Genomic DNA, 12,081 nt, shown 5'->3' on the forward strand with positions numbered 1-12,081 from the left:
TTGTTATCAATTGCCTCAGCAGGCGGAATCATCATCGAATGACGCAACACACAGATAAAGTAACGATTTGGTCAAAGCTTATCTGAAAATAATAAATGCGGGAGTGAGTGGGAATTTATGGATGGTTTGAATATACGGAATGGCAAATAAACATCTGCCATTCCGCGGGTTTATATTTTCTTAACGACCTGCAGGAGCATTATTACAATTCGGCACATAATTTACGCTGTCCGGCACGCAGGAACGCACTCACCAGACCCAGCCACAGCAGCCCGCAGATCAGGTTCACCAGGCTAAAGCCGCCGGTTCCAAAACTGAAATACGCAGTTTTGGCGGCTTCAATGCCCAGCGCAATAATCAGGATGCTTATCATGCCCAGCATTGCCGCCACGCTGCCTTTTCCGGCATTGCTGGAAAACAGCGTCATGCGATACAGTCCGGCGTTAACCAGTCCGGTGCCGAAGCCGTAAAGACTCATTCCGGCGGTGAGCCACAGATAACTTTGCGGATCCAGCAGGGTAGCGACCGCCGCAATAGCCAGTCCGCAGACTACTGGCCAGGCACCAAGCCGTATCGGCTGTTCAATCGGCAGACGGCTGGATAAGCGGCCCAGCGTCAGGTTGCCCGCAATCATCGCGGCAAAGACCGGCACCTGAAGCAGGGCATAGTCGATGCGGCTGAGTTGCGCGCCGTGGATCAAAATCACGGGTGATAGCGCCACCCAGGCGATGCAGGGTACGGTGACCAGTCCGATAGCCAGTGAACCACGCATCACCTGACGATCCTTCAGCAACGCCACGTAACCACTGATAATCGATCGCAGCGACAGCGGTTTCTGACGATCGCCCGCCGTTTCAGGCATGGCATACCACAGCCCGGCCAGCGCCAGCGCCGCAACCGCGCCAATCAGCCAGAACAGGGTGCGCCATTCTCCCACGGTCAGAAAAGCCGCGCCTGCCAGCGGCCCGGCCAGCGGGGCGAGCAAGGCAACGTTGGCCATCAGCGCCATCATTTTGATGCTCAGCGACTCCGTGAACGCCTCCTGCACCGCTGCGTAACCCACCGCACCGATAAAGCAGAGGCTGATCCCCTGCAGAAACCGCAGCAGGACAAACTGCTCAATGCTTTGCACCCAGTGGGTCGCGATGCAGGAGAGCATAAAAAAGGCCACGCCGCTGAGCAGCACCGGACGTCGCCCGATGCGATCCGAGAGCGGACCCAGCAGCCACTGCAGCAGTATGCCACCGAACAGATAGGCAGTGAGCGAGGTGGATACCCACTCTGGCCCGACTTTAAATTCCTGGGTCACCAGCAGCATGCCGGGCTGGATCATGTCATGGGCGATATAGGTAGCGAACTCGAACAGCACCAGAGAAAGCGGAAAGATCAGATGTCGCCGGGTCAGCTTTGCCAGCGGTTGAAAAGAAGCCATTGAAGATTCCTGCAGTAAAACCATTAAAAAAGCGGCCACCAGGGTGACCGCATAATTATTTAGTGACAGTGTAACGCTTAGCGCCAGCGGGCAATCGGGTTGACCAGCGTACCGGCGAACTTAAGATTCTCGGCGGGATCGGAGAGGTTGATCATCTGCTGGTTATTCGCCAGCTGCAGGCGGTTCAGGCAGGAGCGGGTAAACTCGGCCGCGAACATGTCATAGCGCGCGAATTTAGTCGCATGCTCCGGATGCGCCTGCTGGTAATCCTTCACACACTGCGCCACTGCCTGCCAGAAATCGTCTTCCGGCAGCGTCTCTGACTGATCGAGAATCGCGCTGATAAAGCGGAAGATGCAGTCAAACACATCAGTGAAGATGGAGAGCAACTTAAGCTCCTCCGGCACTTCGACGGCCAGACGCTGCACGCCTTCCGGCAGCACCGCGTCCGGGTTCATCACGGCGATCTCTTCGCCGATATCCTTCATATAGGCGCTGACCGGAACGTTGTTCTCCAGCAGCATGATCAGGTTTTCACCGTGCGGCATAAACACCAGATCGTGCTGATAGAAGCAGTGCAGCAGCGGGCTGAGATAGCAGGTCAGATAGCGTTCAATCCACTGCTTAGCAGGTAAACCGGAGTCCGCGATCAGCGCGGGCAGCAGTGGCTGCTGGTGGTGATCGACGTGCAGGAAAGAGGCCATCGTCATCAGACGCTGGCCCGGTTGCAGGCTGGCGGCTGGATTATCGCGCCACAGCGCAGCAAACATCTTTTTATAGGCGGAGTCGCCTTTGATCGCCTGCTCGTAGTAGCGGTTGTGATAGCCAACCGACGCAACTTCACGCAGGATGCGGAAATCACAGCGTTTCAGCCAGTCATCGCCCGCCACCAGCTGTTCCAGCCAGCCGTTTATCGCAGGTGTTGTCGCCATGTAGTAGGGTGACAGACCGCGCATAAAGCCCATGTTAAGTACTGACAGCGCGGTTTTCACGTAACGCTTTTCAGGCTGGCTGCGGTTAAAGAAGGTACGGATGGACTGTTGCGCCTGGTATGCGTCATCGCCGGTGCCGAGATAAACAATATCGTGATTAGCGATGTCCGCTGCAAACACGGTCAGCAGTTTGTTCTGCCACTGCCATGGATGTACCGGCATCAGGATATAGTCCTCTGTCGCCAGCCCTTTCTTTATCAGCTGCGCATTGAACTGTTCCACGGTAGTGTCGCCCAGCTCATCACGCATCAGCTGCTCATAGCTCAGCTCGCTGAGGCTGGAGAAATGGGCGTTGCGGCGGTGGACCGCGACCCAGATAAGATGTACGGGCGCGGCCGCTTCCGGCGCATAGGCCAGATAGTCCTGTGCATCGAAGCCAATACGTCCGTTGTTGGCAACAAAGCAGGGATGGCCTTCGGTCATCGCTGCTTCTACCGTCTGGAAATCGGCTGTGACCAGCGCCTGGCTGTCGGGGGTATTCTTCTGCAGCTTATAAACGCTGCTGCACAGCGTGCTGCTGATCTCTTCCATGTAAGTTGCCAGCAGCGCCTGCGGAATCCCGATCTCACCGTTAAACTCAACGATAAATTTCAGCGCATCCAGCGGCAGCGCGTGACCGTTCTCCTGCTTGCGCAGGGAATCTGCGTCGATCTCCCAGTGATCCAGCGCCAGCCGCGACGCCCGGAAATGGTAAGTTGCTTCACCGCCCGGCACCGCCAGCTGATAACTGCCATCGTCCGTTTCCTGCGGCGCAATGATTTTTTCATGCGCAAACTCAGCAACTGCTTTGCGGATCAGCATGCGGTTTGCCTGCGCCCAGTGGTCGCCCGTCAGATGCGTGCCGTCTGTCAGTGATGGGAGGATGTTCATGGTCTGCGACTCCTGCTGTAACGCGTGTTGATAATCTTCCCGCTGGCAGAAGGCCAGCCAGGCAGTTTTATGGCCCATGTCGATGGTGTGCTGGTAGTGGAACCCGGCGCGCTTATTCAGCACGTGAATTTTTTCATTGCGCACGTCCGGTTCGACCACCACGCGACGCACCTCGGGGCGGCTGAACATGTAGTCCATCACCAGCGTGAAGACCTGCCAGCTGAAGGCCTTAATCGGCTTGCTGGCCGGGGCAATCAGAATGTGCATGCCGTAATCATCAGGCGCAGCCGGATAAAATTTACCGACCTCATCGTCGCCGGCGCGATAGCACTCAATCAGGCAGATGGGCTGATCGTTGCAGCAGCCAATCAGCGCGGCATGCGGATCCGTTGCCGTCAGCGTCTGGTAGAACGCCGCGACCTGCTCCAGGCTCTGCTGCTGCATGCCCCAGAAGCGGGCGTAATCACGGGTGACCCAGCTGTGGATTAGGGGGGCATCGCTCTCCAGCATGGGTCTCAGGGTGAACGTGCCTGCGGGGCGATCGGCACTGAACAGTGGTAGTGATTTCATCTCAGTGCTCCGATTTAGCCGGGAAGGTCTGGAAGGCGATCTGGCGCTCAATCGGATAGACCTCGCGTCCGGTCAGTTCACGCAGCAGCACAGAGTTGCGGTAGCAGGCCATGCCGAGATCCGGCGTGACAAAGCCGTGGGTATGCAGCTCGGCGTTCTGTACGAAGATCTGATTATGATGGTCGATGCTGTAGTTGCGCTGCACGTCGTAGCGACCTTTGTCATCCCAGCGCAGGCGTGCGGTAATGCCTTCTAAAAACATCGGCGGCTGATAGTGATAGCCGGTCGCCATCACCAGTCCTTCGGTGCGACGGGTGAAGGTGCAATCCTGCTCCTCCTGATGCAGCGTCAGCTCGAATTCGCCCTGCGGCAGCCAGCGCATCGCGGTCAGCGCCGAGTGGGTGAAGAGGTTGACGTTGAGATCACCGTCGAGCTGTTTCACATACATCAGGTCATAAATGCCATTGATTAAGCTGCTGTTGATGCCTTTATAGAGATTCTTATGGCGCGCATTCAGCTCATCACGGGTGGTGGCGGGCAGGGCATGGAAATAGTCGACCCACTCTGGTGAGGTCATCTCCAGCGTGAGCTTGGTGTACTCCAGCGGATAGAAACGCGGCGCGCGGGTGATCCAGTTGAGCTGATAACCAAAGCGGTCAATATCAGTCAGCAGGTCGTAGTAAATTTCCGCGGCGCTCTGGCCGCTGCCGAGTACGGTAATCGAACGTTTCTGCTGCAGTTCTGCTTTGTTAGCCAGATAGTGGCTGGAGTGCGTCAGGCGCTGACGATGCGGCTGGCTGCACGCTGGCATCCAGGCCTTCGGCCCGGTGCCGAGGACCAGATGACGCGCCTGATAGCGTTGCTTTTCACCACTTCGGGTGTCGGTCACCTGAAGGTGATAGATTCCGGCGGCCTCATCATAGCTGACATACTCGACATGGCTGTTCCAGCGCAGATTAGAGAGTTTTGAGCTGGCCCACTGGCAGTACTGGTTATACTCTTTGCGCATCAGAAAGAAGTCTTCACGGATATAAAAAGAGTATAACTTTCCCTTTTCCTTCATGTAGTTGAGCAGACTGTACGGGCTGGTGGGATCGGCAAGCGTCACCAGGTCGGCCATAAACGGCGTCTGCAGATGCGCATTTTCCAGCATCATGCCGGTGTGCCAGTCAAAGCCCGGATTTTCATCCAGGAACAGACCATTCAACCCCTCAACCGGCTCGCTCAGACAGGCCAGGCTGAGGTTGAACGGGCCGATGCCGATACCAATAAAATCATAAACGGGATTATTCATTTCAGATCTCTCCATGATTCGCCGCACTCAGCGCAGAGGCACGCACCTGTTCGCGGCCATAGTGCGCAATCAGACTCAGTACATCTTCAATGTCGGCCGTGGTCGTGGTGGGATTTAACAGGGTAAATTTCAGGTACTGACGACCGTCGACTTTGGTGCCCGCAATCACCGCATTACCGGAACGGAACAGCGCTTTACGGATGGCAGCGTTGATCTCGTCGATCTGCGCGTCGCTGGCATGTTTGCCGGGAACGTAACGGAAAATCTGGGTCGTCAGCTCAGGCGCATGCAGCACTTCAATGGCAGGATGCGCAGTTAACAGCTGGTGCGCGGCCTGAGTCAGATCTATCAGCGTATCGAAGGCGTCACCCAGCGCCGCCGGGCCCATCACGCGCAGTGTCAGCCACATTTTCAGGGCGTCAAAACGGCGTGTGGTCTGAATACTTTTGTTAACCAGATTGGGCGTGCCTTCCTGCTGCGCGCTGAGTGGATTCAGGTAATCTGCATGGTGCGTGACATGCTTCAGGTCATGGCTGTCGCGCACAAAGAAGGCGCCGCAGCTGACGGTCTGGAAGAACGATTTGTGATAATCGACAGTGACGGAGTCAGCACGCTCAATGCCGTTCAGCCGTGCGCGATGATTCTCAGAAACCAGCAGACCGCAGCCGTAAGCGGCATCAACGTGCATCCAGAGACCATAATCTTCACAGAGACGGGCGATATCGGGCAGCGGATCGATGCTGCCAAAGTCGGTGGTGCCGCTGGTGGCGACCACAGCAATCGGGATCAGCCCTTCACTGCGGCAGCGTACGATCTCCTCTTCCAGGCATTTTGCATCCATGCGGTAGTGGTCATCGTGATCAACGGCGATAACCGCGTCATAGCCCAGACCCAGAATCGCCATCGACTTCTGAATACTGAAGTGGCTGAGTTTCGAGGTAAACACCCGCCACTTCGACGCCGTCTCCGGCAGGCCGCGATGCTTAATCAGATGCCCCGGATGATGTTCCGCGCACCAGCTGTCACGCGCCAGCAGCATTGCCATCAGGTTGGATTGAGTGCCGCCGCTGGTAAAGATCCCATCCGATCCGGCAGGCAGACCAATACGGCCCAGCGTCCAGTCGATCACCTTCTGCTCAATCAGCGTGCCGCCGGCACTCTGATCCCAGGTATCAACCGAGCTGTTTACCGCCGCCATAATCTGTTCGGCCATCAGAGAGGGCAGCACGACCGGGCAGTTCAGGTGCGCAAGGTATTTAGGATGGTGGAACCAGACGGCGTCACGCAGATAGAGCTGACTCAACTCTGCCAGCGCGTCATCGTTATTGCCCAGCGGACGATCGAGATCGACATCGCTGAACTCCGCCGCCAGTTCGTGGGGCAGAATCCCGCTGAAAGGCTTCTCTACGCCAGTCACGGTGCGCGTCATCAGCGCCAGCACCTCCTGAGTCTGCTGCGACCAGGCCGCCAGTTGCTGATCGTTAAAAATAGCCGTTTCGGCTCCGCTGGCATTGGAGGCTTGCGCGAGGTCCAGTGCCGTCTGAGTGGATGAGCGTAAAAGCATTTTCAGTTCCTGTGCGTGAATACCAGTGACCCTGCCGACACAACGTCAGCAGCGTTAGAAATCCGCTCAACAACTCCAGTAAACATAAAACTAACTAACCAGATAAAAACCCTGACCATTACGTGGATTAGTGTTTTCACCTTAAAAAGAGAAAATACCGCATATTATTTGTGGATTTGGCAGCGTTTAACGCTTTGTTATATGCGGATGAGAGTGTAAATGTTAATCATTATCATTCAATTGTTTTGTTGTTAAATTTTATTTATTAGTATGTCTAATGTTGAAAGTGTGATTCAGATCACTTTTTGCGTTCGGAATAGTCCTTTTTTTTAAGGGAAAACAGGACCGGGTTGAATCAGAAATGAGGGGGTGCATTAGTGTGTGGGTAAAACAAAGGTGCGAAAACTGACAGAAATCGATATCAGGATGAGCGTGCTGCGGTCAGTCACCGTGGTAATAGCGGTGGTTCGGGCGAATCGGTCGGATATGAAGAACGGAAAAGGCAGAGAGCCTTTTCCGGTTAGCATTACAGCGCCTGATTACACTTCATTTGTTTCAGCAGGAACCTTCTTTTTAGCCATAAAGTTATAAACCACAAGCAGGCCAAAAATGCCGGTGATAATCAGGGTGATGGTTCCCTTATCCATAAAGTGCGCCATATTACCGAGCAGGATGCCTGTGACGCCAAAATCTGTATCCGAGAAAGTGGTGTTGGTCAGTCCAATCTGACCGAGTACCGGCAGCAGGGCGACAGGCAGGAAGGTGATCAACAGGCCATGCGCAAAGGCGCCGCAGATTGCTCCGCGTTTACCACCGGTCGCATTACCAAACACACCGGCTGTCGCACCACAGAAGAAGTGAGGAACCACACCGGGCAGAATCAATACCCAATGCAGCTGACCCAGGACAAACAGTCCGACCAGGCCACCGACAAAGCTGGAGATAAAGCCAACCAGCACCGCATTCGGCGCATAGGGGAAAACAATCGGGCAATCGAGCGCGGGTCTGGCTTCCGGCACCAGTTTTTCTGAAAAGCCGGTAAAGGCTGGGACAATTTCAGCCAGAATTAAACGCACGCCCTGCAGAATGATAAAGACGCCAGCGGCAAAGGTAATGGCCTGAATGAAGGAGTACACCAGGTAGTTCTGACCATTGCTGAAATTAGCCTCTACATACGCTTTACCGGCGGAGACCGACAGGATTAAATAGATAATCATCATTGTAAGCGAGATAGAGATGGTACTGTCGCGCAAAAAACTCAGGTTTTTTGGCATGTTCATCTCTTCGGTGGATTTCGATCCCTTACCCACCACAGAACCGATCCAGCCCGATAAGACATAACCAATGGTCCCGGTATGCGCCAGCGCGACATGGTCGCCTCCGATGATCTTACGCATATAGGGCTGGGCGATAGCCGGGAAGGTAGCCATCAGAATACCCAACAGCAATGATCCGGTGTAAATAAGCTGAAGACCTTCGAAACCAGCGACCGATAAAATAATCGCGATCATACAGGCCATATAAAACGTCACATGTCCTGAAAGGTAGATATATTTCAGTCGGGTGAATCGGGCGACTACGATGTTAGCCACCATGCCGAAGGCCATGATCATGGTGGTTGGCGCACCATATTTAGCCAGCGCGATAGAGACCATCGCTTCGTTATTTGGAATGATGCCCTGAACATCAAACGCATGCTTGAAAATGTCGCCCAGTGGCGTCAGAGAACCGACCAGAACGGTCGCGCCACCTGCCAGCACCAGAAAGCCCAGAATTGTTTTTACCGTGCCCTTAATCACATCAGGAAACGGCTTCTTCTGCGCAATCAGTCCGAAAAATGCCACCAGCCCGACAAGGATTGAGGGCACTTTCAGTACATCGACGACAAACTGCAAAAGATTTTGAGTAAACATATTAACCTCGAGGGTAAGGCGTTTATCTGATTATTAGCGTCAGTTTTTCTCAAAATACTCGCGTATTTTCTGCTCCACTTCTTTCAGGTCGATAATATTGTTAATGATGATGACCTTCTGTTCTGGCAGGTTTGCGCTGTAGGCAATATCTTTTGCCATCACAAACACATCCGCCACGTCAGGAGTAACAGAACCAAGATCCGAATGTTCAACTTCCGCTTCAACGCCGATTGTTTTAAGCACTTTCTTGATGTTCATTTCCATCATAAAGCTGCTGCCCAGACCTGAACCACACACTGCCATAATCTTCATATCAAACCTCATTCACTGTTGATTAAAAGTCGCGTTTTAACGGGCGGTCAGACGCCTGATAAAATCGTCATAAGTGCGTCCTGGCTGCTTGCATTAAAGAGCCGTGCCATGATGTTTTCATCGGACAGAAAGTCCGCCAGCTGGGAAATCATTTCGATATGGCTGTTACTGTCCGGTGCCGCAAACATAAAAATCGCCTTTACCGGATCGTTCTCTTCAGAGTCAAAATTCACTGCTGTGCCCAGCAGCACAATCGACAAGCCCAGCTTGTGTGCGCCTTCCTCAGGGCGCGCGTGAGGCATGGCAATCTGCGGCGCGATAACAAAAAAGGGACCAATCTCCTCTTTCTGTCGAATAATGGCATCAATATAATCCTGCGATATTGCGCCTTCAGTGAGCAGAGGCCGCCCGGCTATCGCTATCGCTTCCTGCCAGTTCGCAACGCGTTTAACGTACTGGACTTTCTCATTGTTTAACCACTTCGCCAGATGTGACATCGTTTTGCTCCTCCTCAGAATGCCTGAGTATGTACAGTCAGTTTTCTTAAAACGCTCCCTCCGCCACTTTTCAACTGAGCCTTCAGACCACAGAAGCTCAGGATAATGAAGGCCATAAGATTATTAAAAGAGCCACTATTCATAGCGTTACGAAAAACTTAGTTGCTGACTACGGGCTTAAGGTTATATTTCATCTTCGTCATCACATCTGTACATGTTGAAGATGTCTAGTCATCCTGATGATGTCCTTCGACGTGTACGGACACAACCTGTAAAGTTAAAATATCGCTGAACAGCCTTAACATCAGTGCCAATTTGATAAGTTGGTCACATATTCAGGTAGCCGAAGTAGTACTTATCCGGCAATGTCAGGCAGAACTGTACTGACACGGATTGATGGCGTTTCACCTTCACGCATACAGGAAGAGATTCGATGGTTGATGGCATCACAGAAAAGCAAAAAGAGGTTGTAGATTACATCCTCAATAAAATTAAGGATGATGGCCTTCGCCCCGGAGAAAAGCTGGATACCGAAATATCCATCGCAAAAAGTATCGGTATTACCCGTGCGACGGTTCGTGAAGCGACACGTATTCTGGTTGAGCAGCAGAGAATTTACCGCGTTAAAGGTTCAGGTATCTTTGTAGGTTCTACTGAAATAAGCAGCCAGGCGCACCGATACCATGTGCTTTCACCATTTGATTTTCAGGCGCAACGAAAAGGTCATAAAGGCGTCAGGAAAATCATTTCGGTCAGCATAATTAAGGTCCCGTCTGCTGATATGGCGCAGGCGCTCCGTATTAAAAACAGCGATCAGATTTATAAAATTTTACGCCTGATGTGTTTCGATGATATCCCTGTGGCTCTCGAACATATTCATCTGCCGGTGAATATGTTTAATAGCCTTGAATTCAGCAAGCTGGAAGTCTCAAAATATGCCTATATTGAAGAGGTTACCGGTAAGAAAGTGCAGCTCAGGGATCAGCATCTGACGGCCGTGAATGTTACGGATTCACAGACTCTGACGCTGCTTAACTTAGCGGCAGGGGATGCGGTCATTCAGCTCAATGAGACGGTTTTTCTTGATGATGGTGTTCCCTGTGAAGTAAATGTGGCGATTATTAACACCCGATATTTCCCGTTGAAGCAAAATTCACAGCGGCCTTAGTAACTATTATTTACGGTTAATCTTCCCGGAGAGAAAGACTATTTATAGAAGCTTCTTTTGACTATTTCTAAGGACTATCTCAATCTTATTACACTCTCTGGTCGTGATGCCATTTATAATTTTCTACCTTGTGCTGAAAAATTCAGGTACTAAATCTTTACAGCCGGATATTCCGCTAACACTAACAGAGACACTTTTCAGCTCTTCATACATAAGACGATTTTCTGCAAACCTTTGCCATTTAGCCGGTTTAAATCATATTAAAATCAGGCGGTGAACAACGTTTAACGCTGCCTGGCGGGCTGACATCCTGTTTCAGGGGCATTTATTTCTCTGCCACTGCTCACTTCTCCCCATTATGACGAATTCAATAAAGCATAAAACAATATGATGTTTTACCAATAATCGACTGCGCAGCACACTGGTCCGCAACCGGAATGAACAAGGACCAGGTGAATGGCATATCGATTAAGTCTGTTAGACAAAGCGCCCGTGCTGCAGGGCGAGTCGCCTGCAGCAGCACTGCAGCGCACGCTGCAGCTGGCGCAGTTAGCTGAGGAGTGGGGATATCACCGCTTCTGGCTGGCAGAACATCACAATACTGCGCAGCTCGCCAGTCCTTCACCGGAAGTGTTGATTGCCTGGATTATTGCCCAGACCCGCCATATTCGTGTCGGCTCGGGTGGAGTGATGTTGCAGCATTACAGCCCGTATAAAGTGGCGGAAAACTTTAATCTGCTCGCCTCACTGGCACCGGGCCGCATCGATCTCGGTGTGGGCAAAGCGCCGGGCGGACTGCCACTTTCTACCCATGCACTGCAACAGGGTGTCGATGCGGCTAAAAAAGGCAGCTTTGCCGAACAGCTTCAGCTGCTGGATAGCTGGCTTAAACCTCCACAGGTACAGCCTGATGACGAAAGTTTAGCCGCAACGCCGCTGCCATCACGTCCTGCTAACCGTTTTCTGCTGGGTGCCAGTGAAGAGAGCGCACGGCTGGCGGCCAGTCTGGGCTGGCAGTTCGTCTTTGCAGCTCATATCAATGGCGACCGCCAGTTGCTGGAGCATGCACTGAGTACCTTCTCTCGCCTCAGTAACGGCCAGCGCGCACTGGTGGCTGTTCAGGTCGTGGTGGCCGACTCGCCCGCCGAGGCTGACCTGCTGGTTTCCACGCTGCGTCATTATCATGTGTCGGTGAAAGACGGGCCTGGCGTCAACGTCGGCAGTCTTGAACAGGCTGAGCGCTATGTGCGTCAGGGTGGATATCGCGATTATCAGATTGAGCCGCGCACGCCGTCACTGCTGAAAGGCACCGCAGCACAGGTTCATGCCCAGCTGGATGCGCTGCACCATAATTTCGACATTGATGAGTTCGTTATCGACACACCGATTACCGAGCCGGTTGCCCGCCTGCAGTCACTGGAATTGCTGGCTACGCATCATCTGGTTGCAGCCTGAGTCTGAGTGGAGAG

At 53.0% G+C, this 12,081-nt stretch carries 9 protein-coding genes; 2 read left to right on the forward strand and 7 right to left on the reverse strand.

Going from position 1 to position 12,081, the window contains the following annotated elements; all coding sequences use genetic code 11:
• Positions 1-202: 202 nt before the first annotated feature.
• From BY447_RS21790 to BY447_RS21820, 7 genes are all read right to left on the reverse strand, one after another.
• A complete protein-coding gene (locus BY447_RS21790) occupies positions 203-1,432 on the reverse strand; it encodes an MFS transporter (protein ID WP_110332218.1) in 1,230 nt (409 codons plus the stop codon).
• A gap of 77 nt (positions 1,433-1,509) precedes the next feature.
• Entirely contained in the window at positions 1,510-3,864 is a 2,355-nt protein-coding gene (locus BY447_RS21795; protein ID WP_110332219.1) for a GNAT family N-acetyltransferase, read from the reverse strand.
• Position 3,865: 1 nt separating this feature from the next.
• A complete protein-coding gene (locus tag BY447_RS21800; RefSeq protein ID WP_110332220.1) occupies positions 3,866-5,158 on the reverse strand; it encodes a lysine N(6)-hydroxylase/L-ornithine N(5)-oxygenase family protein in 1,293 nt (430 codons plus the stop codon).
• A 1-nt stretch (position 5,159) separates the two neighbouring features.
• Positions 5,160-6,722 carry a pyridoxal phosphate-dependent decarboxylase family protein gene (locus tag BY447_RS21805; protein ID WP_110332221.1) on the reverse strand — a complete coding sequence of 521 codons (1,563 nt, stop codon included), beginning with the start codon at positions 6,720-6,722 and terminating at the stop codon, positions 5,160-5,162.
• A gap of 539 nt (positions 6,723-7,261) precedes the next feature.
• Positions 7,262-8,635 carry a PTS ascorbate transporter subunit IIC gene (locus BY447_RS21810; protein WP_013196307.1) on the reverse strand — a complete coding sequence of 458 codons (1,374 nt, stop codon included), beginning with the start codon at positions 8,633-8,635 and terminating at the stop codon, positions 7,262-7,264.
• Between the two features lie 39 nt (positions 8,636-8,674).
• The gene (locus tag BY447_RS21815; RefSeq protein WP_003855084.1) at positions 8,675-8,947 is read right to left on the reverse strand and encodes a PTS sugar transporter subunit IIB; all 273 of its coding nucleotides are present in this window, start codon (positions 8,945-8,947) and stop codon (positions 8,675-8,677) included.
• A gap of 47 nt (positions 8,948-8,994) precedes the next feature.
• Positions 8,995-9,444 carry a PTS sugar transporter subunit IIA gene (locus BY447_RS21820; RefSeq protein WP_110332222.1) on the reverse strand — a complete coding sequence of 150 codons (450 nt, stop codon included), beginning with the start codon at positions 9,442-9,444 and terminating at the stop codon, positions 8,995-8,997.
• A 433-nt stretch (positions 9,445-9,877) separates the two neighbouring features.
• Here BY447_RS21820 and BY447_RS21825 point away from each other — a divergent pair, with 433 nt between their 5' ends.
• A complete protein-coding gene (locus BY447_RS21825) occupies positions 9,878-10,612 on the forward strand; it encodes a GntR family transcriptional regulator (RefSeq protein WP_061060761.1) in 735 nt (244 codons plus the stop codon).
• A 456-nt stretch (positions 10,613-11,068) separates the two neighbouring features.
• On the forward strand, positions 11,069-12,067 hold the full coding sequence (locus BY447_RS21830; RefSeq protein WP_110332223.1) for an MsnO8 family LLM class oxidoreductase: 999 nt from the start codon (positions 11,069-11,071) through the stop codon (positions 12,065-12,067).
• The last annotated feature ends 14 nt before the right edge of the window (positions 12,068-12,081 follow it).

Source organism: Pantoea sp. JKS000250, from assembly GCF_003201065.1.
Taxonomy (GTDB): domain Bacteria; phylum Pseudomonadota; class Gammaproteobacteria; order Enterobacterales; family Enterobacteriaceae; genus Pantoea; species Pantoea vagans.